The organism is Paenibacillus sp. FSL P2-0322 (assembly GCF_037975315.1).
Taxonomy (GTDB): Bacteria; Bacillota; Bacilli; order Paenibacillales; family Paenibacillaceae; genus Paenibacillus; species Paenibacillus polymyxa_B.
This window is the reverse complement of sequence record NZ_CP150243.1, coordinates 3,554,724-3,578,571: the sequence shown is the minus strand read 5'-3', so window position 1 is coordinate 3,578,571 and position 23,848 is coordinate 3,554,724. Positions and strand designations below refer to the sequence as shown.

23 protein-coding genes, 1 riboswitch and 1 other annotated feature are annotated in these 23,848 nt (G+C 46.8%); of the genes, 21 read left to right on the top strand and 2 right to left on the bottom strand.

The features are described from left to right. The first annotated feature begins 16 nt into the window (after nt 1-16). The 13 genes from MKY24_RS15675 (at nt 17) to ytfJ (ending at nt 13,603) form a co-directional block, all read left to right on the top strand. Nucleotides 17-1,711, top strand: a complete 1,695-nt coding sequence (locus MKY24_RS15675; RefSeq protein ID WP_028540616.1) for a spore germination protein — start codon at nt 17-19, stop codon at nt 1,709-1,711. 110 nt (nt 1,712-1,821) lie between these two features. Continuing rightward, complete coding sequence (gene lysA, locus MKY24_RS15670; protein WP_028540617.1) at nt 1,822-3,189, top strand: diaminopimelate decarboxylase; 1,368 nt, start codon at nt 1,822-1,824, stop codon at nt 3,187-3,189. 163 nt (nt 3,190-3,352) lie between these two features. Continuing rightward, the gene (locus MKY24_RS15665; RefSeq protein WP_013310775.1) at nt 3,353-3,787 is read left to right on the top strand and encodes a peptidylprolyl isomerase; all 435 of its coding nucleotides are present in this window, start codon (nt 3,353-3,355) and stop codon (nt 3,785-3,787) included. Nucleotides 3,788-4,038: 251 nt separating this feature from the next. Beyond that, nucleotides 4,039-5,052, top strand: a complete 1,014-nt coding sequence (locus tag MKY24_RS15660; protein ID WP_023989209.1) for a 2-oxoacid:acceptor oxidoreductase family protein — start codon at nt 4,039-4,041, stop codon at nt 5,050-5,052. Beyond that, a complete protein-coding gene (locus MKY24_RS15655) occupies nt 5,052-7,340 on the top strand; it encodes a thiamine pyrophosphate-dependent enzyme (protein WP_028540618.1) in 2,289 nt (762 codons plus the stop codon). The genes MKY24_RS15660 and MKY24_RS15655 overlap by 1 nt, the downstream gene beginning before the upstream one ends. Nucleotides 7,341-7,559: 219 nt before the next feature. Further along, a complete protein-coding gene (locus tag MKY24_RS15650; RefSeq protein ID WP_013310772.1) occupies nt 7,560-8,027 on the top strand; it encodes an IDEAL domain-containing protein in 468 nt (155 codons plus the stop codon). Between the two features lie 68 nt (nt 8,028-8,095). After that, nucleotides 8,096-8,269: riboswitch (FMN riboswitch) on the top strand. A 331-nt stretch (nt 8,270-8,600) separates the two neighbouring features. Then, nucleotides 8,601-9,266, top strand: coding sequence for a riboflavin synthase (ribE, locus tag MKY24_RS15645; RefSeq protein ID WP_028540619.1), 666 nt, complete (start codon nt 8,601-8,603; stop codon nt 9,264-9,266). 60 nt (nt 9,267-9,326) lie between these two features. Continuing rightward, a complete protein-coding gene (gene ribB, locus MKY24_RS15640; protein WP_339200295.1) occupies nt 9,327-10,010 on the top strand; it encodes a 3,4-dihydroxy-2-butanone-4-phosphate synthase in 684 nt (227 codons plus the stop codon). A 79-nt stretch (nt 10,011-10,089) separates the two neighbouring features. After that, a complete protein-coding gene (gene ribE, locus MKY24_RS15635) occupies nt 10,090-10,554 on the top strand; it encodes a 6,7-dimethyl-8-ribityllumazine synthase (RefSeq protein WP_209942716.1) in 465 nt (154 codons plus the stop codon). A gap of 172 nt (nt 10,555-10,726) precedes the next feature. Then, a complete protein-coding gene (locus MKY24_RS15630; protein WP_034095057.1) occupies nt 10,727-11,521 on the top strand; it encodes a segregation/condensation protein A in 795 nt (264 codons plus the stop codon). After that, nucleotides 11,490-12,101: an SMC-Scp complex subunit ScpB gene (scpB, locus tag MKY24_RS15625; RefSeq protein ID WP_069079979.1), complete on the top strand. Its 612-nt coding sequence runs from the start codon at nt 11,490-11,492 to the stop codon at nt 12,099-12,101. The genes MKY24_RS15630 and scpB overlap by 32 nt, the downstream gene beginning before the upstream one ends. A 167-nt stretch (nt 12,102-12,268) precedes the next feature. Further along, a complete protein-coding gene (locus tag MKY24_RS15620; RefSeq protein ID WP_069079978.1) occupies nt 12,269-12,982 on the top strand; it encodes a DUF2953 domain-containing protein in 714 nt (237 codons plus the stop codon). A 129-nt stretch (nt 12,983-13,111) separates the two neighbouring features. Further along, nucleotides 13,112-13,603, top strand: a complete 492-nt coding sequence (gene ytfJ / locus MKY24_RS15615; protein ID WP_023989202.1) for a GerW family sporulation protein — start codon at nt 13,112-13,114, stop codon at nt 13,601-13,603. Between the two features lie 91 nt (nt 13,604-13,694). On the opposite strand, the gene MKY24_RS15610 is transcribed toward ytfJ, so the two are convergent. Next, on the bottom strand, nt 13,695-14,417 hold the full coding sequence (locus tag MKY24_RS15610; RefSeq protein ID WP_023989201.1) for a protein-glutamine gamma-glutamyltransferase: 723 nt from the start codon (nt 14,415-14,417) through the stop codon (nt 13,695-13,697). Nucleotides 14,418-14,625: 208 nt separating this feature from the next. Between MKY24_RS15610 and MKY24_RS15605 the strand changes: the two genes are divergently transcribed. From MKY24_RS15605 to MKY24_RS15580, 6 genes are all read left to right on the top strand, one after another. Further along, complete coding sequence (locus MKY24_RS15605) at nt 14,626-15,888, top strand: D-alanyl-D-alanine carboxypeptidase family protein (RefSeq protein ID WP_069079977.1); 1,263 nt, start codon at nt 14,626-14,628, stop codon at nt 15,886-15,888. 57 nt (nt 15,889-15,945) lie between these two features. Then, nucleotides 15,946-16,689: a nucleoside recognition domain-containing protein gene (locus MKY24_RS15600; RefSeq protein ID WP_023989199.1), complete on the top strand. Its 744-nt coding sequence runs from the start codon at nt 15,946-15,948 to the stop codon at nt 16,687-16,689. A 7-nt stretch (nt 16,690-16,696) separates the two neighbouring features. Then, nucleotides 16,697-17,227 (top strand): spore maturation protein, encoded by a 531-nt coding sequence (locus tag MKY24_RS15595; protein WP_023989198.1) that lies wholly within the window; start codon nt 16,697-16,699, stop codon nt 17,225-17,227. 78 nt (nt 17,228-17,305) lie between these two features. Next, nucleotides 17,306-18,064, top strand: coding sequence for a pseudouridine synthase (locus tag MKY24_RS15590; protein ID WP_023989197.1), 759 nt, complete (start codon nt 17,306-17,308; stop codon nt 18,062-18,064). A 109-nt stretch (nt 18,065-18,173) separates the two neighbouring features. Continuing rightward, on the top strand, nt 18,174-18,890 hold the full coding sequence (locus tag MKY24_RS15585; RefSeq protein WP_013310758.1) for a response regulator transcription factor: 717 nt from the start codon (nt 18,174-18,176) through the stop codon (nt 18,888-18,890). Between the two features lies 1 nt (nt 18,891). Next, complete coding sequence (locus MKY24_RS15580) at nt 18,892-20,334, top strand: ATP-binding protein (protein WP_023989196.1); 1,443 nt, start codon at nt 18,892-18,894, stop codon at nt 20,332-20,334. A gap of 215 nt (nt 20,335-20,549) precedes the next feature. Here MKY24_RS15580 and serA read toward each other — a convergent pair whose 3' ends face one another. Beyond that, nucleotides 20,550-22,142, bottom strand: a complete 1,593-nt coding sequence (serA, locus tag MKY24_RS15575) for a phosphoglycerate dehydrogenase (protein WP_028540623.1) — start codon at nt 22,140-22,142, stop codon at nt 20,550-20,552. A gap of 261 nt (nt 22,143-22,403) precedes the next feature. Then, nucleotides 22,404-22,653: a binding site (T-box leader), on the bottom strand. A 185-nt stretch (nt 22,654-22,838) separates the two neighbouring features. Between serA and MKY24_RS15570 the strand changes: the two genes are divergently transcribed. Beyond that, the gene (locus MKY24_RS15570; RefSeq protein ID WP_339200294.1) at nt 22,839-23,426 is read left to right on the top strand and encodes a type II CAAX endopeptidase family protein; all 588 of its coding nucleotides are present in this window, start codon (nt 22,839-22,841) and stop codon (nt 23,424-23,426) included. Continuing rightward, the gene (locus tag MKY24_RS15565; protein ID WP_025723058.1) at nt 23,423-23,764 is read left to right on the top strand and encodes a hypothetical protein; all 342 of its coding nucleotides are present in this window, start codon (nt 23,423-23,425) and stop codon (nt 23,762-23,764) included. Before MKY24_RS15570 ends, MKY24_RS15565 begins: the two co-directional genes overlap by 4 nt. Nucleotides 23,765-23,848: the final 84 nt, after the last annotated feature.

Genomic DNA, 23,848 nt, shown 5'->3' with positions numbered 1-23,848 from the left:
GAAGGGGGCAAGGAATATGGATCACAGAGCGGATCAAGAGCATCAGGAGCAGCATCAAGAAGACGGGGGAATTGGAAAGGAAAACCATACCGGCGGAGAAGAGTTGAGTCCATGGCAGAAAAAGCAGGCGCAGGAATCAGCACGTTTTAAACACAAAAAAGAGAGTGAGCGGTCTGATAACGTAGAGGAGTCCGTTCGCTACTGGCAGGCCGAAGATGATATATCGCCGAGGATGAAGGATAATAAGAATACACTTGAAACAGTATTAGGTTTGGGGGAGACCTTTGATGTCGTATTCAGGGAAATGACACTGGGTGGGCGTCATACTGGATATCTGTTCCTAAATTCCTTTGCGAAGGATCAGATCATGCTTGAAGTGCTAAAGCGGCTCACCTATCTGACGCCGGATGATCTCTCTTCGGATGGACTACAAGCGTATTTTGAAAATTTTATTCCACATATTCAGGTGGAGAAGACGGATAAGATGTCTGTGGTCATTAACAAGGTGCTGACGGGACTGAGTGCCTTTTTCATGGAAGGCGAGCGTTTTTCCCTTATTCTGGATACTCGTAATTACCCGGTGCGTAATCCGGAGGAACCTTCTTTGGAGCGGGTTGTGCGCGGTGCTCGCGACGGGTTTACTGAAACAATGCTTACAAATGTAGGTCTGGTGCGCCGGCGTTTGCGGGACCCAGGGCTTAAATTTGAGGCTATGCAGGTCGGACGTCGAACCCGAACAGACGTATGTTTGGGTTACATTGACGATATTGTGGATAAGGTGATGGTGGATACTGTACGAGACAAAATTAAAAATGTTAATTTGGATGGTATTCCGCTGGCCGACAAGCAATTAGAGGAGACGATTATCAATAAAGGTTGGAATCCATATCCATTAGTACGATATTCGGAGCGACCAGATGTCGTGGCATCGCATATCATGGAAGGAAGGCTCGTTATTTTCGTCGATACCTCACCCAGCGTGATGATTTTGCCTACCACTTTTTTTGACTTGTGTCAGCATGCAGAAGAGAATCGGCAAACCGCTTTTATGGGAAGTTATTTGCGCTGGGTACGTTTTATAGGTATATTCGCCTCGATGTTTCTGCTTCCGATGTGGCTGCTAATGGTCATCAATCCCGAATTAAAACCGGCGTTTCTTGATTTTATTGGTCCTCAAAAGGAAGCACATCTTCCGCTGATTGCCCAGTTTATCATTGTAGAACTAGGGGTCGATCTTATGCGAATGGCGGCTGTGCATACTCCGACACCACTGGCTTCCGCTATGGGCTTGATCGCAGCGATTCTGGTCGGTGATATAGCGGTTAAGACGGGACTTTTCGTGAATGAGGTCGTGCTGTATATGGCTGTCGCTGCCATAGGAATGTTCGCAACACCGAGCTATGAGCTGGGGTTGGCGAATAGACTGATTCGACTATTCCTGCTGGTTGCTGTTGCAATTTTTCACGTACCGGGCTTTGTCGTGGGTACGACACTGATCATTTTGATGCTGACGCTGCATCGGTCATATAATTCTTCGTATTTGTGGCCGTTCATTCCTTTTAATGCCAAAGCGTTAGCTTCCATCTTGTTCCGTATGCCTGTACTAGATGCGCCTAACCGCCCGTCATCTAACAAAACGAGGGACAATACGCGTATGCCCCATACGGATGCCGACACAGATTCGAACTCAGGCAATGGACAGGAGCATTAATATAAATGATCTGCATAAAAATCCATTGTTCTTGATGTTTTTTTTGCTATACTGGTGTAAACATTCGATGGAATATGACTAGCTTGTTCCAGAAAGAGAGGCGCCAGAACATGTATTTGCATGGAAGCAGTAAAATTAACAGCAATGGACATTTGGAGATCGGCGGTTGTGATACAACGCTTTTGAAAGAGCGTTTTGGCACGCCGCTATATATTGTTGACGAACAGTTAGTCCGCCGGCGCTGCCGGGAATTCATAGAAGCTTTTCGTGAAACCGGATTGAAGTTTCAAGTTGCTTATGCAAGCAAAGCGTTTTGTGTTATGGCGATGTGTGCTTTAGCTGCTGAAGAAGGAATGTCGCTTGACGTAGTTTCCAGTGGAGAATTGTTTACTGCGCTACAAGCAGGGTTCCCGGCAGAGCGAATCCATTTTCACGGCAATAACAAAACACCGGAAGAAATTGAAATGGCGTTAGATGCGAAAATTGGCTGCTTCGTCGTTGATAGCGAAATGGAGTTGCATTTGTTGCAGGCCCTTGCCTCCGAGAAAGAACAGCAGGTGAATATCTTACTGCGTGTTACACCAGGGGTTGAGGCGCATACGCATGAATATATGGCCACAGGTCAAGAAGATTCGAAATTTGGCTTTGACATTGGGAATGGTACAGCACGCCAAGCAGTGGAACAGGCTATCGAGCTGGACCATCTTAACCTGTTAGGGGTACATTCTCATATCGGTTCGCAAATTTTCGAAGTGAATGGCTTTCAAATGGCTGCTGAACGGGTTGCAGCTTTTTCCAGAGAAATTAAAGAACAGCTTCAGTTTTCTTTCAAAGTGATTAATCTGGGTGGGGGATTTGGCATTCGCTACACAGAGGAGGACACACCGCTGAAAGTATCCACCTATGTGCAGGCTATCGGCGAAGCGGTGAAAACCTATTTTTCAGGACTTTACGATGAACTTCCAGAAATTTGGATTGAGCCGGGACGCAGTATTGTAGGCGATTCAGGCACGACCTTATATACGGTAGGGAGCATCAAGGATATTCCGCAGGTACGTAAATATGTCTCGGTAGATGGCGGGATGACAGATAATCCACGTCCTGCACTGTATCAGGCCAAGTATGAAGCGATGCTGGCTAATCGAGCGCAGGATACGGACGAAGAGACGGTGTCCATTGCGGGCAAATGCTGCGAAAGCGGCGATATGCTTATTTGGGATGTAGAACTACCTCGTATAAATAGCGGCGACTTGCTCGCTGTTGCCTCAACCGGAGCCTACAATTACTCCATGGCGAGTAATTATAACCGAATACGTCGACCAGCAGTTGTATTTGTCAACAACGGTGAGGCCGAGTTGGTGGTGCGTCGGGAAACCTACGAGGATATCGTACGCAACGATGTTGTGCCACAGCGCTTGATTCGTGATCAAGCCAGTCCGGCGGTTCAGCCTAACGCCAAGATTACGGTTTCGTCCTGATTTTAGCATTGTAAGATCAAGCAGGCCATTGAGTCGGTAATAATACACCGGGGACAATGGCCCTTTTTTTTTGGACAAGACTTTGCTAAGCGCGGCAATTCATAGTAAACTGGAACTTGATGTTATTTAGTTCTCAAAACAGGTTGAAAAGGAGATACAAACAATGAAAAAAGGTAGAATAGATCTTGAAAACGGCGGTATCGTCGAAATTGACTTTTTCCCAGAAGAAGCTCCAAACACCGTTGCTAACTTTGAAAAGCTGGCAAACAGCGGTTATTACAACGGTTTGAGCTTCCACCGTGTCATTCCGGGCTTTGTGGCTCAAGGTGGTTGTCCAATCGGTAACGGTACAGGCGGTCCTGGTTACACGATTGACTGTGAAACAGCTACGAATACAACAAAGCATGCCAAAGGCGTTCTGTCCATGGCTCATGCAGGTCGCAACACAGGTGGCAGCCAATTCTTTATCTGCTACGCTCCACAACCACATTTAGATGGAGTACATACTGTATTTGGTAAAGTAACCAAAGGTATGGAATTCATTGATGCTGTAAAACAAGGCGACAAAATGAAAGAGGTTAAAGTATTTGACGTGTAATTTTACCGTTAATTACATGATCTTTTTTAAATAGCGTTGCACCTAAGCCGTTCTGTCTTTGGACAGGGCGGCTTTTGTTGTCTTTTGTTTGACGGTTTATTGATTTTCGCAATCACGTAGGCATTACAGTGCGTAAGATCACATTCGAAAAGTAAGTGTTGTGATAGCCTTTTCATAAGAATGCATTTTCCATTTATTTTATATGAGTATTCAAACTCAGTAAGGATTGGAAAAGAAGGGGGCTTATCACATTGTCTATTTTAACGCGCACAAATCGACTCGGATTTTTTGAAATCCGGCTGGAATCCATTGGTGGACTCGGCGCTAATCTGGCTGGCAAAATGTTGGCCGAAACCGGGGTGCTTGGTCTGGGGCTGAATGCTTCAAATTTTTCGTCCTACGGTTCGGAAAAAAAGGGAACTCCGGTTAAAAGCTTCGTCCGCTTCTGTGAGCCGGAGGTCGATATTCGGGATCACAGTCCGATTGAGCAACCGCATGTGGTAGGCATTTTCCATGAAACGTTATACAAAACGGTAAATGTAATCAGCGGACTGCCAGCGGATGGGATTGTAGTGGTTAATTCCACGCGTCCAGCAGAAGAAATACGGGCTGATTTGGGACTGGTATCCGGTACATTAGCGGTGGTGGATGCGATGGGCATCGCACTGGAAGAGCGAACCAAACTAAATACGTCCATGCTCGGTGCCTTGTTCCGTGTCTGTGATTTCCTGGACCCGGAAGCGATGAGATCGGTTATTCGCAGTACCTTTGAAAAGAAAAATCCACTGTTAGTGGAACCTAATCTGCGTACGTTTAACCGTGGTTATGATGAAATGGAACTGCACGTATATCCAGTTACTGATGACGCAGAGGATCGGGTTTTTGAACGTCCGCAGCCATTGCTGGGATACGAAACCCAACTACTGGGGGGCGTTATTGCAACTCAGGGAAACAGCATGACGAGAGATGTTAGTGGTTCACGTCAGGGGTATGTGCCTGAATATGAAGCTGATAAATGTACCCATTGTGCCAAGTGTGATTCGATTTGCCCGGATTACTGTTTTGTATGGGAAGAGCAAGCAGACAAACGCGGAAGAATGATGCCATTTTTGCAAGGAATTGATTACCAGTATTGCAAAGGATGTCTGAAATGTGTAGATATTTGCCCGTCGGGGGCATTAAGCTCGCGTCGCGAACAATGGGGATGGGCGGAACAGAATCGAGTTGCCCACCAATTTCCGGCATATGAAGGAGGGCGTGCGTAATGGCAAAACTGGAGGAAGAACTCAAACAGACAGGCGCCGCGCAAGTGACAACGTTCGAATCCGGTAATGAAATGGCAGCTACGGCGGCTGCGCAGATTAATTATCATATGATGGGATATTTCCCGATTACTCCATCTACCGAGGTAGCGCAGTATCTGGATCAGATGAGAACGAGAGGTCAGCATAATATTAAGCTGGTTGCAGCAGACGGAGAACACGGATCGGCAGGGATTTGTTATGGAGCTGCCGCAGCGGGAGCGAGGGTTGTGAACGCCACTAGTTCGCAAGGTTTCCTGTACATGCTGGAGCAGTTACCTGTTCAGTCAGGTACCCGTTTTCCAATGGTTATGAATCTGGTGACACGAGCTGTTAGTGGTCCCCTGGATATTCGCGGGGATCATTCGGACCTGTACTATGGTTTGAATACAGGCTGGGTCATTTTGACGGCAAGTACACCACAGGCTGTGTATGATATGAACATCATGGCACTAAAAATCGCAGAGCATAGCGATGTTCGGCTGCCTGTAATGGTCGCATATGACGGTTTTTATACGTCCCATCAAAAACGTAAAGTGCAATATTTTGCCGATGCTGAGACCGTGCGCGGTTTTGTAGGTCCTAACCCGAACTTGAATTATCCGAATATTACGGATTTTGATCATCCTGTTACCGTGGGTGCGCATATGAACGGTGATGACCTGACGAATAATCATGTTCAGCTATCCGAAGCACTGAAGCTGTCAGAAGGAGTATATGAGCAGGTAGCAGCAGAATATGCCGCTTTATCCGGTCGGGAATACCCGATTTTGGATCTGTATCATATGGAGGATGCTGAGGTCGCGGTATTCCTGTTGAATTCGGCGGCTGAATCGGCCAAGGATGTGGCGGATCAACTCCGCGCGCGCGGGATTAAAGCTGGTGTGATACGTCCGAATATCATCAGACCGTTCCCAGCTGCACAACTGCGGGAAGCATTACGCGATGTCAAGGCGCTGCTGGTAGGTGAACGTGCAGATTCGTATGGGGCAGACGGCGGTAATTTAACGCATGAAATTAAAGCGGCCTTGCAGGAGGACCCGCTGAACCGGACACTCGTGTTGAGTCGTATCTTTGGCTTGGGCGGCAAGGATTTTTATGCGGAAGATGCAGAGGCGTTCTTCCAGCTTGCGATTGAGGCGGCAGAGGCCGGACGAGCCGAGAAGCCCTTTGATTATTACGGAATTAATCCGGGTTCACCGGACAAGGTGATGCCGCAAGTTATGCAACCGCCACGTGGCAATGCATACCGTACGGGTCTGATTCAGGTTACGCCGGACGAGGCGACCGGGAAGCTCAAAGTCAAGGTACCACCCCTGCGATCGTTGACGACCAAACCACGCCGTCTTACACCAGGTCACGGGGCTTGCCCAGGATGTGGGGCATTGTCTGCGCTGGAACTGTTTTTCAAAGGTATTGAAGGGGATATTGTCGTGCTGTTCCAGACAGGCTGCGTATATGTGACGACGACAGGGTATCCATATACATCACACAAACAACCGATGATCCACAATCTTTTTCAAAACGGGGCCGCTACACTTTCGGGAGCGCTGGAAGCTTATATGGAAATGAAGCGCCGCAATGAAATTGAGATGTCGGACGATCCGACCTTTATCATGATCAGTGGTGACGGTGGGATGGATATTGGTATGGGTTCTGCGATTGGTGCGGCTCTGCGTAATCATAAGCTGATCATGTTGGAATATGATAACGAAGGGTACATGAATACAGGTTCACAGCAATCGTACTCCACTCCGCTCGGTCACATGACCAGTACGTCGGGTGTAGGGAAAATGCAAAAAGGAAAGCAAGGGCATCACAAGGATACCGTGCAAATCATGGCTGCTTGTAACATTCCTTATGCTTTTACAGCAGCTGAAAGTCATCCGCAGGATATGCTGCGTAAAGCAGCCAAAGCTCAATGGTATGCGAACAACGTGGGTACGGCCTATGGTAAGATCCTGTGCGCCTGCCCGCTGAATTGGAAATCCGAAGACAGACTGGGCACCAGCATTGTGGGCGCCGCAGTCGAGTCCTGTTTCTTTCCTTTGTACGAAATAGAGCAAGGCAGTACGACGATTACGTATAATCCGGAAGACAAGGGAAAACGGATTCCAGCTGCAGAATGGTTGAAATTGATGGGTAAAACGAAGCATCTTCTCAAGGAAGAGGCTACGCTGGCTACCTTTGAGCAGGAGATTGAGCGTCGCTGGACTACCCTGAAAAAGAAACATGAAATTTCAGAGCTATAATTCTGTTTTTTGCATAATCATCGATTAGCATTGTTAGCCGCTGTTACTGTAGTGGTTCGATCAAGATTCTTTGCGCTTATTGCGCAAAGAATCTTTTTTGTCGTTTATGGGTTGAAGCATAAAAAAACAGGTAATGATTTCCGATATAGGAGTGGAGGCCTATAAGAGGCACGTTAAAAAGTTTTCTTCTGAATTTTAAGATGCAATGAGGTGCAGGTAATGATTAAGCTGAATACAGTTGAAATAATCGAAATTATAAAGAAGCAGATCCCTAAGGTTATGAACATCAAGCCAGTAGAACTAAAGTTTACGGACGATTTTGGACGGGCATCGCTAGCAGCGACAGAACACAAATTCACGCTGACGAACCAGCACTATTCTGCCAAGGTGATGGATTGCGTGTTAGAAACACAGGTACGCCCCATTTTAATGTGCGAAATTATTTATTTTCTGAAATGCGAGTTTATTGACGGACATGTTGATGTGCGACTGGATTATGAGGCATGTTCTGAGGAAGGGCGGGGACCTGTTGCTTCAGCCGTAATTACCTTTGATCATGCAACAGAGTTGGGAGTCGAGGAGCTGGCCGATCTGATTGACTTGGCGCTTCATATGAATGATAAAACCTGGTTTGAAGAACTCTCCAGCCAATACGTCAAAACCAAAGCAGGCGCTTCTATTAGATAACTTGCTTTTTTTAGAAGTCGGTGCTAATATACGTAACAAGTTTAATGTTAATTCAATTAAATAAGAGCAAGATCCTTCGGGGCGGGGCGAAATTCCCCACCGGCGGTGATGACATGTTTGTGGATCGTTTTTGTGAGAAACAGCATGGCTTAGTCCGTGACCCGGATGCTGAATGATCGGCAGAAGGTGGACCTGGTGCAAATCCGGGACCGACAGTATAGTCTGGATGGGAGAAGGATACGAAGCGCATGTGCATGACGTGACATGTGCCGATTTTTAGCATACCCAATTGTGCGTACGGCTTATTTCGTTGTAGGACAGCATCGGGCGATAGCTTGCTTAAGCTTTCTTTTTGATGGGTGTTCTGAGCGTATTTGGTTGTATCCTCAGTCATGCTTTCTATTGGCAAACCTATGATTTCATGTCGTCTTAAGATGCATATGAACTGCGCTTGTATACTACAAATGTGACTCTCATCACCCCCATGACGGATTGAATCCGAACTGGGGGTTTTTTGCGCTTATAGCTGATGAATTAGGGATAAACTGAAATGTAGTGGAAAGGAGTGAAGGCATGTTTACCGGATTAGTTGAGGAAGTGGGTCGCATTCAAACTATTTCCAAAAGCGGTGAAGCGATGGTGCTGGGGATTTCGGGTTCCGTAGTGTTGGGCGATTTGAAAATAGGAGACAGTGTCTCGGTGAATGGCGTTTGCCTGACCGCGATACGGATTGGTTCGAAAGACTTTAAGGTTGATGTGATGCCGGAAACCTTTCGCAGCACTAATCTGAAAGAGTTGAGATCCGACAGCCGAGTCAATCTGGAGCGAGCAATGGCGGCGAGTGGAAGGTTCGGAGGACACATCGTGCAAGGACATGTGGACGGGACGGGAACGATTCGCGGGGTGACATCAGACCAGAATGCAGTTGTGTTCGAAGTTGAGCCTAAAAATCAAACATTATTTAAATATATTCTACTCAAAGGGTCAATCACAATTGATGGTATCAGCCTCACAGTCGCACAGCGTACGGGAGATACCTTTGCCGTATCCATTATTCCCCACACTTTATCCGAAACGGCCTTACAAGCCAAACGTGAGGGGGATACCGTCAATATCGAATGTGATATTTTGGGCAAATATGTAGAACAGCTTTTAAATTACAGAGGTGCAGCGGAGGCGGAGAGAGTAGAAAAAGCTCCTCTCAGTTTGGACTATTTGGCGAAACACGGCTTTGCCTGATATTGAATGGTAAGCCTGTTTAGGAGCATTCGTGGCACAAGACATAAGGAGGAAAGTGTTATGGATAGAGGTAGCCAAACAAGTGCAATGGCAAACGTCATGGAGCATGGCGAGTTGGAACATGACGAAGAGATTCGTTTGGATTCCATCGAAGAAGCGTTGGAGGATTTAAAAAACGGTAAAGTCGTTATTGTAGTGGATGATGAACAGCGCGAAAATGAAGGCGATTTTATCGCTTTGGCTGAAAAAGCGTCGCCTGAGGTCATTAATTTCATGATTACAGAAGGTCGTGGGTTGGTCTGTGTGCCAATCACACGACAAAGAGCCGAAGCTTTGGAATTGCATCCTATGGTAGAGCAAAATACAGATTTCCACGGTACTGCCTTTACGGTATCGGTAGATCATATGGAGACAACAACGGGTATTTCAGCGGCCGAGCGCTCCTTGACTGTACGCGCCTTGGCAGACGAAGCAGTCACAGGAAGTGATTTACGCAAGCCTGGTCACATGTTCCCGCTGATTGCTCGCGATGGTGGTGTCTTGCAGCGTGCTGGTCACACTGAAGCGGCTGTTGATCTGGCCCGACTCAGTGGCTTCAAGCCTGCTGGGGTCATTTGCGAAATTATAAAGGAAGATGGCTCAATGGCCCGCCTGCCTGATCTGGCAGTGGTCGCCAAGCGACATCAATTGAAACTGATCAGTATTCAGCATTTGGTGGACTACCGTCGTCGTTTGTCATTGTAAAAATACATCTCGGTTCCAAGTAAATCTGAAGTACTATCCGAAGTCCCTAAATAATTAAACTATGAGAGGTTGATTAAACATGGCACGTTTTCTAGAAGGTAATCTCGTATCGAACGGTTTAAAATATGGTATTGTGGTGGGTAGATTTAATGAGTTTATTACGAGCAAGCTGTTAAGCGGCGCAATTGACGCCCTTCAACGACATGGTGCGCAGGAAGATGAAATTGATGTAGCCTGGGTTCCGGGTGCATTTGAAATTTCACTGATTGCACAAAAAATGGCTGCAAGCGCCAAATATGATGCCGTAATTACGCTGGGTACGGTCATCCGTGGTTCTACTTCACATTATGATATCGTCTGCAATGAAGTGGCCAAGGGTGTGGCAGCAAGCAGCCTGAAAACGGGAGTGCCTGTTATTTTTGGGGTAGTGACGACAGAAAACATTGAACAGGCTATTGAACGAGCAGGTACGAAGGCTGGTAATAAAGGTTGGGATTCTGCATTGGCTGCGATTGAAATGGCCAATCTCGGCAAGCAATTTTAATTATAGGAATAGCTGAATAGAACGGTATAAACTGCAAGGTGAAAAGGGATTGGATTGTTAAGCAAGGCGATGACGTATATACTACAGAAAGAGGGATTGATAACGTAGAGCATAAGTGCTATAGGGAAAGGTATTGTTGAATGATGATTGGAGTAAGGCAGGGGGAAGCACATTGACAGTCGTAAACTACAAGCTGGAAACATTCGAGGGTCCGCTGGATCTACTGTTGCATCTGATTGATAAAGCCGAGATCGACATTCAGGATATCCCGATTAGCGATATTACTGATCAGTATATGGCTTTTTTGCACAGTATGCAGGAGCTGGAACTGGACATTACGAGCGAGTTTCTGGTGATGGCGGCGACGCTCTTATCTATTAAGAGTAAATTGTTGCTTCCCAAGCCACCTGTGATGGAATATGACGATTTGGATTTTTATGAGGAAGAGGATTATGATCCACGTGAGGAACTGGTCCGCAAGCTGGTGGAGTATCGTAAATATAAAGGGATTGCTCGCCATCTAAGTGAACGTGAGTGGGAGCGGAGTCTAATTTATGGCAAGGAGCCAGAAGATCTAAGCGCATTCCTGCCCACTGAACCCGCAAATCCGGTGCATGGGCTGCATGCAAGCGATTTGGTCGCGGCCTTTCAGCGTGCTTTGCGCAAAGCAGAACGACGTACGACGGTAACCCGTGTTCATCGAGACGAAATTTCAGTTAAGGACCGTATCCGGCAAGTTATCGGGGCGTTAGAGATGCTGGGGAACGGAGGACGGCTACTGTTCTCCAAGCTGATGCATGAGGATATGTATCGGCATGAGGTGGTTGTGACCTTTTTGGCTATCCTTGAACTGATGAAAATGAAACAAATTTTCTGTTATCAGGAGAAGCTTTTCGATGATATTGTAATGGAGTGGAGAGGGGATTTACGGGTTAATGGATTATCTGAAGCTGAAATCAATTATTGAGGGACTGCTGTTTCTCGCAGGAGAGGAAGGGTTGTCCACCAAGCAGATCGCCGACATTGTAGAGCAGCAGCAAGAGCTGGTTGAACAGTGCTTGGAAGATATGAAGCAGGACATGGAGCAGGGGGGAAGGGGCTTGCAACTTGTCCGTATTGCCGGTCATTATCAGCTTGCAACTTTATCCGAACATGCACCTTACTTTGAAAAGCTCGCATACTCTCCGGCACGTGCCTCACTGTCTCAAGCTGCTTTGGAGACGCTGGCCATTGTTGCCTACCGCCAGCCCATTACAAGAGTTGAAATCGAAGAGATTCGGGGTGTCAAATCCGAGCGGGCCATACATACACTGGTCAACAAGGAGCTCATTGAAGAGAAAGGTCGAGCTGAAGCCATCGGACGGCCAATATTGTACGGAACGACGAAATCATTTTTGGATTATTTCGGTCTGGGCTCTTTGGCAGATCTACCGCAACCGGAGTTGTTCGAGGATTCGGACAATTTGGAGGAAGAGACTCAATTATTGTTCGAGCGTCTGGAGAACAGCCAGCCTGCGGCCAACGATTTGGATCTTGAATCCCAATAAAGTTGCTCCGGATCTTGCGGCTCACTTATGTAAAAGCTCAAACATTCAGCCAGTCCTCACGTAGTTGGGGGCTGGCTGTTGGTATTTTAAGATGCATGATTTTCCGGCGAACGGTCATACTATTTTTGCCATGATATCTATAGCAAAAAGGTAGGGAGGACTCGCCAGTGTGGAAATGGATCAGTATCGCCATCATCGTCGTTATATTACTTGTGCTGGCTATTCTGCTCTCTCGTATTCGATTGAAGCTGGATATTGCCAAACATGACAATGATGATCGGGCGCATCTAGAGATCAGATTTCTATACGGGATGATTAAAATGAATTACGATATTCCGGCCATTCTCATAACAGGTTTAAAAAAAGGGCTTCTCTATCGGCTTGACCGCAATAAAAACATACATAAAACGGATGCTTCCGTAGATAGCGGAAATATTGATACAGAAAAAATAAAGCAATTTATACATGATATACGGGTTTTGCTCAAGGGAACGAAATCCTTACATCGATGGTTGCGACATACCTTGGCGCATGTGACGTTGTCCAAAATGGAATGGTCTACCAATATAAGTCTTGCTGATGCGGCTTATACAGCTACCTCAACCGGTATTTTATGGGGATTGAAAACGACCTTGATCGGTTTTGCTACCAGCTTTGTACGTGTGGACTGTATCCCGAAGCTGTTTGTCGTGCCCTATTGGGTGGATCGCTTGCGTTTTACTACCACCTTGACCTGTGAAGCAAATATGTCGCTTGGTTATTTGATTTTCTCTATGCTCATGTTAGCTTACCGCATATGGCGCGTTCCGGGTGGACCGGAGGCGTGGAAACGGGTTTTTTCCAAAAAAACTGAGGATCCTCAAGCTACCAGTGAAAGTTAAACAGTGGAGTGAGGTGAGACTCAATCCTTTCTGAACTATCGAATGACATACATATTTCCTTGAACCCCTGCGCACAATAGCGAAAGAAAAGGCAGTCTACGCTTGAGATAAGCAGAGGAGGAATAAATCATGTCAGATCACCCGATTCAAGGGCTCATGCAAACCGCAATGGAAAACATCAAAGCCATGGTAGATGTGAATACGATTGTAGGAGACGCAGTGGAAACACCCGATGGTTCCGTTATTTTGCCAATCAGTAAGGTAGGATTTGGTTTCGCTGCCGGAGGAAGTGATTTTAACGTAGACGAAGAGGCACTTCATACTTCCTCGGCGTCGGGTAATCATAGCGGGAAGGAAGGGCATCCTTTTGGAGGCGGTAGCGGTGGTGGTGTATCTATTCATCCCATTGCTTTTCTGGTTGTTGGCAAACAGGGGGCACAAATCGTTCCATTGGACAATCAAACGCATCTGATTGAGAAGCTCATTGACTCCACGCCATACCTGATTGATAAGGTTCAGTCTATCTTCCAGAACGCAGGCGGCAACTTGCAGACTCCACCCCCACAGGTACCTGTAGATGTTGCTACGGATCACAGTAATTCTGGCCCGGCTTACTTGTAAAAGTTATTGAAATTAAAAGCGTTCTCTCAGGAAGGTATCCCAAAGCCGAGTATAGGCTAAGGAATACCTTCTTTTCTGCTTGTACTTGGCCCTATCCCCGAATATACTGCCTTCTCCCAATGACAGTATGTATATGGTGACTGTATTCCTGTTGATACAAAGTATGCAGCGAGATTTCATTTTTTCGATTTCCTTCGGCAGCAAACTGGGATAGGTAGATGAAGTCCGGATAGATCACTTCATCCGTCAAATAAGCAGATACCGTGGCTTCCGGTCGACGATGTTGATTCAGGGAATCGATTATACCCTTCGCCGGCAAGATGCCAATCCCATGTCCATAAAACAAGTCTTCCTTCAGCTTAACGACATTTTCTCCTTTCCATTCCAATGTTTCAGACGACACATCCGGATTGTTGAAATACAGAATATCGCCAGGAGCCGCTTTATGACTTCCTTCCTGCTGTATGAGCCTGAGGTCGCTGTCATAGTGCCAGTCATACAGCAGCATATCTGCAAAAATCCGATTAAACTCACTTTCCAAAATGGAATCCAGCACTCCTTTGTACAGCACAATAACCATAGCTGTTGCACATTCAAAAGCGTATTGATGTCCGTTTAAAAAGATATCTCTGATCCCCTGTGCCGGTGTGACACCTGCTTTGATCTGAAAGCCACCTTTTTCCGTTAAATCCCAAAATTGCTGGTTGCAACGTGCGGTAGAAAACGTGGCAAAGGATACACCACTACGGTGTAATGCTTCTGCGGACTCTACAATCCGCGATCTTAAAATCATTTCAAACTGTAGTCGCTGCATGTTATAACCCCTCGATCCATATTTAACGTTTAGTAACTAATATATATGTATTCAGGGAGGGATGTTGCTTAGTTTGTGTAGAAAGAAAGCGAAAAAGGAGCAGCTAATGGCTGTCCTGTAAAGGAATTTTCTGTTATAAAGGTGGACATACTTTGAACAGCTTGGACATAGAATGGTACAAGACTTGCTCAAAACCGGAGGAATCCAAATGTTTAAAAAAAAGCAACACATCCACGCGGACCACAGCCATTTCTTGAATAAGGCACGCGCATTTGTTTTGCCGCTGGTACTTCTGCTTATTTCGTCATTGCCGCTTACGTTGCTAAGTCCGCAGCCCGTTCGGGGAGCGATAAAAACAGAAGCAGCACCGCCCGCATTAGGAACCCATGCACAGGCTGCTTCTTTAATTGATGTCACATCAGGAAGAATCATTTATTCTACCGAGGGTGACCGGGAGCTACGTATTGCCAGCCTGACCAAAATTATGACAGCGATCGTGGCCATTGAACATGGACGCTTGCAGGACCGGGTAAAGGTGAGTCCAACGGCGTATGCCAAAGAAGGTTCCTCGCTTTTTCTGCAAATGGGTGAACAAATGTCGCTGGAAAATATGCTGTACGGCTTAATGCTCCGTTCTGGTAATGATGCCGCTTCTGCCATTGCTGAGCATGTGGGGGGGACAGAAGAGGGATTTGTCCATTTGATGAATGACAAGGCGGTTCAGCTTGGGCTAAGCCATACACATTTTGCTAATCCGCACGGGCTGGATGCCGAGGGACATTATTCCTCAGCCAATGATATGGCCCGGCTTACTGCTTATGCGCTGCATAATCCAACTTTTGCCCGTATCGTAAAAACAGAACTGAAAAAAGCACCGAATCCCAACGATTCTTGGGACTACTCATGGCACAACAAGAACAAAATGCTGCGGCTGTATGAGGGAGCTGACGGGGTGAAAACAGGCTTTACCAAAAAAGCGTTTCGCTGTCTGGTCAGTTCGGCCACACGGGACGGTCGCCAGCTCGCTGCTGTTACCTTGAATGACGGGGACGATTGGAACGATCATGCCCGTATGCTTGATTACGGATTTCGATATTATCCGCTCATTCCGATTACGGACAAGCAGCAACCTATCGATGGTTACCCACTATTAACAGGTACAAGCTTTGCATATCCTTTACATGATAGTGAGAAGACCCAGTTGCACAAAAGACTAGTGTTGTATAAAAATTCCGCCTCTACAGACAGAGCGGACATATCTTTTGGCTTACGAGGACGGGTCGAATTCCTATTGGATGGTGAACTTATTGGTTCCGTTCCTGTGTATGAAAAAGGGAGTAAGCTGCCAGCTCAAAGTACCGTACGGCCACAGCAGGAGGCTCCAACTGCACAAGATCCTGCGAACAATACTCAGCAACGAGGTTGGACGAGCAGATGGAACGAAATTCTTAAAAATTTGTTTGGAGCCTAGGGCAAGCAGGAAATAGAGCTGCACGTGTCACATCATTGGGTAAAGGAGGAATCAGCCATGATTCATCTCATATGGGTGGCTTTGATTTGTATTGGATTTGTATTTGCTGCCGCGCAGGGAAATATTGAGGTGGTGACGAAAGCGGCTTTTGACGGGGCAACTACGGGGGTTACAGTGTGCTTTGGACTGATAAGTGTGCTGGTGTTTTGGATGGGCATGATGAGGCTGGCTGAAGATGGCGGGCTCTTACAGAAAATATCCAAGCTGCTTTCTCCTTTGGTTGCCTTTCTCTTCCCTGATGTTCCGCGTAATCATCCCGCTATGGGTTACATTTTGTCCAATATGAGCGCCAATCTGCTGGGTCTGGGGAATGCAGCCACACCGATGGGAATCAAGGCGATGCAAGAGTTGCAGACGCTCAATCCAGATAAGCAAACCGCCACACCAGCCATGTGTACGCTGCTCGCCCTGAATACAGCCAGTATTACGCTTATTCCTACGACGTTGATCGCGATACGGCTTAATTTTCATTCCGCACATCCGGCAGAAATCGTTGGTACAACACTGGTAGCGACCGCAATAGCCACCTTTGCCGCAATTGCGGCGGACCGTTGGTACCGTAGTCGAGAATTGCGCCGCCGTCCTCCAGCGATTCCGCCGTCCCAGACATCCTTGGCGCCACTCACCTCACCAGCATCAACATCTGCTGCCTCTTCAACAACGTCGTCCGTATCTTCACCTGCCGTTCCGCGAACGGGAATCAAGGCTGCCAAGGGCAGGGACACCACTTGGAAAGGATGAGGGAGGCATGCTTTATTTTATTAACCTCGTATCAACTTGGGCTATCCCGGTTATTCTCGCTTTTATTCCTTTATATGCATATGCCAAAAAGGTGCCTGTCTACGATTCTTTTGTGGATGGAGCTAAAGACGGCTTTTCTACCGCCATCAGCATTATTCCTCATCTCGTAGGCATGATGGTGGCGATTAGCATTTTTCGAGCATCCGGCGCTTTGGACTATTTGATCTCCTGGGTAACGCCATGGATTAAGCACTGGGGCGTCCCCGGTGAGGTATTGCCTTTAGGCTTGCTTCGTCCATTGACGGGCACTGGTTCACTTGCGTTTACGACGGATCTAATTCGCACCTATGGCCCGGATTCCATGATCGGTCGGATCGCTTCAACGATTCAGGGCAGCACAGACACGACGCTGTATGTGCTAACTGTATATTTTGGTGCGGTAGGTATCCGCAATGGACGGTATGCTTTGAAGGTAGGACTATTTTCAGATGTGGTTGGTTTTGTGGCAGCCATTGCGATTTGCCTGCTTATATTTTAATTTCTGTATCGTTTTTTGAACGGGGGTTGTGATTTTGCTCATGGATGGGTATCATTAGCATGAGGTGAATTAGCGAACATGGAAAGATTGCAGAAAATATTGGCCCAAGCTGGTGTAGCTTCCAGACGTAAATGTGAGGAGCTTATTCAGGCGGGCAGCGTGGAAGTGAACGGGGTTGTCGTAACTGAACTGGGAACGAAGGCAGACCCTGATCAAGATATGATTACGGTAAAGGGACGCCCGATCAAAACCGAGAAAAAAATCTATCTGATGATGAACAAACCTAAAGGAGTTATTACGAGTGCTTCCGATCCGGAAGGCCGTAAAATTGTGTCAGACTATCTGAAAGGCGTTAAGGAACGCGTATATCCGGTAGGACGTCTCGATTACGACACCGAAGGACTGCTGTTGCTTACCAATGATGGCGAGTTCGCCAATCTGCTCACTCATCCCAAGCATCATGTGCCCAAGACATATGTGGCAACAGTCAAAGGCGTTCCGCATGGTACTGAGCTGGACAAGCTGAAAAAAGGAATCGTGCTGGAAGATGGCATTACTGCACCAGCCGAGGTAGAATATAAAGATGTAGATCCGAATGGTAAGGAGTCTGTGATCCAGATTACCATTTATGAAGGCAGAAATCGCCAGGTAAGACGGATGTTTGAGGCCATTTCACACCCAGTCATCAGACTCAAGCGGATTGCCTTCGGAGATCTTTTGCTACAAAACTTGAAGCGCGGTCTGACCAGACCCCTAACTAAGGACGAAATCAACCGTCTCATTCAACTTGCCAAATCAGACAACACGAAAAAGAAACGGACAGGACGGGGGTCATAACCCCGGCCTTTTTGGTGTAAAGAGACTGTTGGATGAGAGTAAAGTTTGACCAAGCACAGGAAAATAGTAAAATAGAGAGAATGCTTTTTTTAGCGAAGGGGCTGGGAATATGTCAGAACAAAGCAACCGCATATTAATTGTAGACGATGAAGAACGCATTCGCCGCCTTCTGCGGATGTATCTGGAAAAAGAAGGATATGTAATTGACGAAGCTGAGGATGGTGAGATTGCCCTCCAAAAAGCGACTGCAAGCGATTACAGCATTATTTTGCTCGATGTAATGCTTCCGGGGATGGATGGAATTGAGGTATGTACACGGCTGCGTCAGACCAAAGCTACACCTGTGATTATGCTGACTGCCAAAGGCGAGGAAGTGAACCGTGTACAAGGCTTTGAAGTCGGAGCCGATGATTATGTGGTTAAGCCCTTTAGCCCGCGAGAAGTCATTTACCGGGTGAAGGCAATTTTACGCCGTTCGTCGGAAACTGCCTTTTTAACGAAAGAGGCGGTACCAAGCAATAGTATTGTTTTTCCGAATCTTATCATTGAGCATGATGCGCACCGGGTAACTGCGGGTGGGATTGAAATCAGTCTCACGCCTAAAGAGTACGAGCTGTTGCATTATTTGGCGGTGTCACCAGATAAAGTCTTCTCGCGCGAAGAACTGCTGAAAGACGTTTGGAATTACGAATTTTTTGGTGATCTGCGCACTGTGGATACGCATGTGAAACGGCTTCGTGAAAAGCTGAATAAGGTATCGCCAGAGGCAGCGGCTATGATTACGACCGTGTGGGGCGTAGGTTATAAGCTGGAGGTTCCAAAATAACGTGAACTTCTGGAGATCGCTGGTAGGCAAGCTGTGGATCACCATCATTTGTCTTGTAGGCTCTGTGCTTATTTTTCTAGGGCTTTTTTTATTGCCGTACATCAACAGAAATTTTGCGGCGTATGAATCGACGGAAATCAAGCATTTGTTCACCTATACATGCATTGTCGGATTTTTATTGACGACCTTTTTTGCCCTATTCCTTTTTACTAAAATCACACAGCCTATGCAGCTGTTGATTCAGGCGGCGAATGCGATTCGTGAGGGAAGGTATGATACTCGGCTTTCGCTGGTGACCAGTGATGAAATTGGAGAACTGGCGAAAACTTTTAATCATATGTCTACGGAACTGGAAGCAACGATCCGCAGTCTGAATGAGGAAAAAAACCATTTATCCAGTGTACTGCGAAGCATGTCTGATGCAGTAATCACCTTCGACAGAAGCGGACAAATCATCTTGACGAATCCGCCGGCACAAAGTCTGTTGGATATCTGGAAAAAGCTGGAGTGGCAGGAGCGTGATCTGGAGGAGTTTGGAGCTTCTGTACCTGAGCCTTTGCAGTCTCTGTTCCATACCGTTATGGACAGGGGAGAGGATGTCGGAGACTATATCCATGTCAAGAAGGGCTCCTGGTCGGTGCAGATGGCGCCTCTGTATACGGATAATGCAATCCGCGGTGCAGTAGCTGTGCTTAGAGATATTACGGAAGAAGTGAAGCTTGAGAAGATGCGGAGTGATTTTGTGGCCAACGTCTCTCATGAAATCCGTACACCTTTATCTATGATGCAGGGCTACAGCGAGGCGTTGCTGGATGGTATGGCGGGTTCACCTGAAGAATCCGAGGAGCTGGTACAGGTCATCCATGATGAATCATTACGCATGGGAAGATTAGTCAAAGATCTGCTTGATCTGGCCCGAATGGAGGCTGGTCATACAGACATGCACCGACAGGAAGTGGATGTGAATGAGCTGATCGAGCGTGTTCATCGTAAATTTACGGTACGTTCGAAGGAACAGGGACTGACACTCGATTACCATGAGCAAGGCCAACGTTTGCTGCTGCCTGAGGCAGATGAAGACCGACTGGAGCAGGTATTGACCAATTTGCTGGATAATGCATTCAGACATACACCCGGCGGGAAAAAGGTTACTATTGCGGCGGATCGAATTTTGGGAGAACGGCATGAGTTAATCCGTATTCGGATTAAGGATGAAGGTGTAGGCATTGCCAGCGAGGATCTACCTTATATTTTCGACCGCTTCTACAAGGCAGATAAGGCCAGAGTACGTGGTGAGGATAAAGGGACTGGTTTGGGGCTTGCTATTGTCAAGAATATTGTAGAGGCTCACGGAGGCTCTGTCTCTGCTGCCAGCGCATTGGGGGAAGGGACGGAATTTACTATTTTGCTGCCGATCTCCAACAAAACAAAGCTGGGTCTGTAACAGGCTTATAAGCCCCAACTGATATACCCCGGTTTGCAGGCATCCTCGGAAGAGGGTGCTTTTTGTTGAAAAATCAACATTTATCTTGTTCAACGTGGAACATCCTGTTTCAAGATAATTGCTCTCATGATAGATAACGGTATAAGAAAAAGACGCCTGGGTAGCCAGGCGCCTCTCTTTATTATAAACCTTGGACTTCTCAATACTGTCTGGAACTAATCTAGCACTACTTCTTGGGCAGTATTTAGTTCTGGCAAACCAACGAGTTGAACCAGCACATCTTTAGGCACGGCTTTATCGACGGTCAAGATCATGATGGCTTCTCCGCCGACAATTTTACGCCCTACTTGCATGGAAGCGATATTGACGCCGTTCTCCCCAAGCAAGGTGCCGACACGACCGATAATGCCTGGTTTATCATTGTGGGAGATGAGCAGGAAATGAGCTTCCGGTGCCACATCTACTGGGAACTGGTTCAACCGAACAATACGTTCGCCATAGCCTGCCAGCAGGGTGCCAGATACACGTTGCTCTTCGCCGCTCTGGGTTTTGAGTGTAACGGTAATCAGGTTGGTAAATCCCTTGGTGGCGGGCGCCTGAGACACGACAAGATGGATGTCACGTGTTTTGGCCAGATGTACAGAGTTTACAATGTTCACATCGCTGCCCAGATGACGGCTAAGTACACCTTTCAAAATATAACGTGTCAGCGGCTGTGTATCCACAGAGGACAAATCACCAGCGTAATCTACCTGAATTTCACGTACAGCCTGATTCGTGATCTGAGCGGCAAAGCTGCCCAGCTTCTCTCCAAGCGAGAAATATGGCTGCAATTGCGTCATGACGTTGGATGGTACTGGAGGCATGTTGACCGCATTTTTAAAAGGCTCATCACGCAAAATATGCAGCACTTGCTCGGACACATCGATAGCTACATTCTCCTGAGCTTCGACAGTTGAGGCACCCAGATGTGGTGTGACGATAATTTTCGGATGACTCAGGAATGGGTGATCCTGTGCTGGCGGCTCTGACTCGAATACGTCAAAGGCTGCACCGGCAACGATACCTTCATCAATGGCTTCAACAAGAGCCATTTCATCGATAACTCCGCCCCGGGCACAGTTGATGATGCGCATTCCTTTTTTCATCACTTCAAACTGTGGACGAGCAATCATATGTTTCGTTTCCGGTGTTAATGGTGTGTGTACGGTCATAAAATCTGCGTTGCGGATAATTTCGTCCACGCTCGCCAGCTTAATGCCCAGCTTCTCAGCGCGTTCTTCCGTTAGAAATGGATCATAGCCGAGGATGCTCATGCCAAATGCTTTGGCACGTTTAGCCACCTCACTGCCGATACGTCCCATGCCGAGGACTCCAAGTGTTTTGTTACGCAGTTCGACACCGAGGAATGTTTTACGATCCCATGTACCGCCAATGGTTTTGGCATACGCCTGTGGAATATGACGTGCTAGAGCCATCATCATCGCAAAAGTGTGCTCACATGTCGTAATCGTGTTGCCGTCAGGAGCGTTAATAACGATAATCCCGCGCTGTGTTGCTGCTTCAAGGTCGATATTGTCCACTCCGACCCCAGCTCGCCCTACAACCTTGAGGTTCTTACCTGCCGTCATGATTCGTTCGGTTACCCGAGTTTGGCTTCGAACGAGTAACGCGTCATAATCACCAATAATTTGAACCAATTCATCCTCGCTGAGACCTGTGTTCTTGTCCACCGTGACATCGTCTGCATCCATCAGTTGCTGGATGCCCAGGTCACTGATCGGATCGGATACTAACACTTTAAACATTTGGTTTCCTCCTCAAAGTTAACTTCTTTTATGGACAGGATGTACTTCAAACTGAAATACATTCCATAAAGAACATGAAAAAACTTGAAATGCTTCTAAAAGTACAGGAGAGCGGTGTGAAATACTAGTGTGATAACGCATTGACGCAGAAAAGGGATGGAATAGCATTATGCACCAAACTAACGACCAAAAGTCTTATGCGGAGACACTTTGCGGTTTTCGGGCATCAAAAAAACTCCCGAATCACATACTATCTCCATAGTAAGGGACGAGAGTTATCGTGGTACCACCCTAATTCGCAGCCATTTCGCAATGGACTGCCTTCAGCGGTCATAAAATGACCGAAAGGATAACGGTTTTCTGCCGATTGCATCTAATGCCGGGAAATATTCCCCAGACCTCGGTGCAATAACTCAGGAGCGCTGAAAGTAGTTACTTCGTCACCGGCTTCCACCCAAGCACCGGTTCTCTGAGGACGAAATCAATACCTTTTCTCCATCATTGTTGTTGTCGCTAATAATTTTTTCATAATGTATCATGGCTTACATGGGCATGTCAATAGGACATGCGACATGTGTGGATAGCCGGCTAGATATATAGCTACAGAATGCGGAAAATTAAGATTTAAGTCTTCTTGAATCCGCCCGACTTTTTGGCTATGATGCTAAAGAAGACTATGCAGAGGACTAACTAACTATGAAAAAGCTTAAAGTGAAATGGAAAAGAGCGCAAATTCATGAATTGAATGACCGCTTGCTGCTTTACAATTTGTATCTAACTCAGGGGCTGACCCTGCTGATTGGCGCAATCTGGATTATTTTTCAGAAAAGAAATGTGTTAGAACTATTTGCATTGCCGAACACTCTGCACGTCTTATGGTGGGGATTGGGATTGGCCGCCGCTATGTTACTTGTGGATCTGTTGCTATCCCGGATTATGCCTGAGGATGCTATGGAAGACGGTGGTATTAACCAAATGCTGTTTCAAAATCGTCCGGTTTGGCATATTATTTGTATAGCAGCTATCGTCTCCATCTGTGAGGAACTCTTGTTCAGAGGTGCGATTCAGTACAGCTTTGGTCCTTATTGGACAAGCATTTTGTTTGCGGTGATTCATATCCGATATTTACGGCATTGGATTCCCACTGGCTGGGTTTTTCTTAGCAGTTATGGATTGGGCTACATATATGTGCAGACTGGTAGTCTGTGGGCACCGATCATTTGTCATTTTGTGATTGACCTTATATCTGGTTTAGCGTTACGTTTTCGGAGGTATGAAGAATGAATCAGGAACTTAGCAGAGTGCAGACCTATGGTAGCCGTCGAAATGGTCGCAAAGGCAAGGAGGAGGACAGGTCAAAATCTAAACCAGTTCGCTCCCGTGCTTCACGGCCCGTGCCAGAATTGGCTCACGTTGCCGCTGCACCAGAAGTTGCTGTGACGATGGAGGATGACACTCCTGCCAGTGAGTACCGAACGCGGGCGGAAATGTTTCCGTCCCGCCGTATTCGGGTAAGCAAGTGGTTTTTAAATTTTTTGAGCACTCTTTTTGTGCTGATTACTGCAGCGTTACTGTGGTGGGGCATCAAGGGTGCACCACCCATCAGTGAAATGCTTTGGTAATATAAAGTTATTATGGACGTCTGTGCTTAGGTCAAGGCGCGTAATGATACGGTAAAGGCCTCCATCTCCGCATGAATAGCGGAG

What these genes read in the sequence shown, in the direction of transcription:
- MKY24_RS15595 (WP_023989198.1), top strand. Translation starts at nt 16,697, where the DNA reads ATGCTTTATTTTATTAACCTCGTATCAACTTGGGCTATCCCGGTTATT.
- ribE (WP_028540619.1), top strand. Translation starts at nt 8,601, where the DNA reads ATGTTTACCGGATTAGTTGAGGAAGTGGGTCGCATTCAAACTATTTCC.
- MKY24_RS15610 (WP_023989201.1), bottom strand. Translation starts at nt 14,417, where the DNA reads ATGCAGCGACTACAGTTTGAAATGATTTTAAGATCGCGGATTGTAGAG.
- MKY24_RS15590 (WP_023989197.1), top strand. Translation starts at nt 17,306, where the DNA reads ATGGAAAGATTGCAGAAAATATTGGCCCAAGCTGGTGTAGCTTCCAGA.
- lysA (WP_028540617.1), top strand. Translation starts at nt 1,822, where the DNA reads ATGTATTTGCATGGAAGCAGTAAAATTAACAGCAATGGACATTTGGAG.
- ribE (WP_209942716.1), top strand. Translation starts at nt 10,090, where the DNA reads ATGGCACGTTTTCTAGAAGGTAATCTCGTATCGAACGGTTTAAAATAT.
- MKY24_RS15650 (WP_013310772.1), top strand. Translation starts at nt 7,560, where the DNA reads ATGATTAAGCTGAATACAGTTGAAATAATCGAAATTATAAAGAAGCAG.
- MKY24_RS15570 (WP_339200294.1), top strand. Translation starts at nt 22,839, where the DNA reads ATGAAAAAGCTTAAAGTGAAATGGAAAAGAGCGCAAATTCATGAATTG.
- ytfJ (WP_023989202.1), top strand. Translation starts at nt 13,112, where the DNA reads ATGTCAGATCACCCGATTCAAGGGCTCATGCAAACCGCAATGGAAAAC.
- MKY24_RS15665 (WP_013310775.1), top strand. Translation starts at nt 3,353, where the DNA reads ATGAAAAAAGGTAGAATAGATCTTGAAAACGGCGGTATCGTCGAAATT.
- MKY24_RS15605 (WP_069079977.1), top strand. Translation starts at nt 14,626, where the DNA reads ATGTTTAAAAAAAAGCAACACATCCACGCGGACCACAGCCATTTCTTG.
- serA (WP_028540623.1), bottom strand. Translation starts at nt 22,142, where the DNA reads ATGTTTAAAGTGTTAGTATCCGATCCGATCAGTGACCTGGGCATCCAG.
- MKY24_RS15600 (WP_023989199.1), top strand. Translation starts at nt 15,946, where the DNA reads ATGATTCATCTCATATGGGTGGCTTTGATTTGTATTGGATTTGTATTT.
- ribB (WP_339200295.1), top strand. Translation starts at nt 9,327, where the DNA reads ATGGATAGAGGTAGCCAAACAAGTGCAATGGCAAACGTCATGGAGCAT.
- MKY24_RS15675 (WP_028540616.1), top strand. Translation starts at nt 17, where the DNA reads ATGGATCACAGAGCGGATCAAGAGCATCAGGAGCAGCATCAAGAAGAC.
- scpB (WP_069079979.1), top strand. Translation starts at nt 11,490, where the DNA reads ATGGATTATCTGAAGCTGAAATCAATTATTGAGGGACTGCTGTTTCTC.
- MKY24_RS15585 (WP_013310758.1), top strand. Translation starts at nt 18,174, where the DNA reads ATGTCAGAACAAAGCAACCGCATATTAATTGTAGACGATGAAGAACGC.
- MKY24_RS15655 (WP_028540618.1), top strand. Translation starts at nt 5,052, where the DNA reads ATGGCAAAACTGGAGGAAGAACTCAAACAGACAGGCGCCGCGCAAGTG.
- MKY24_RS15565 (WP_025723058.1), top strand. Translation starts at nt 23,423, where the DNA reads ATGAATCAGGAACTTAGCAGAGTGCAGACCTATGGTAGCCGTCGAAAT.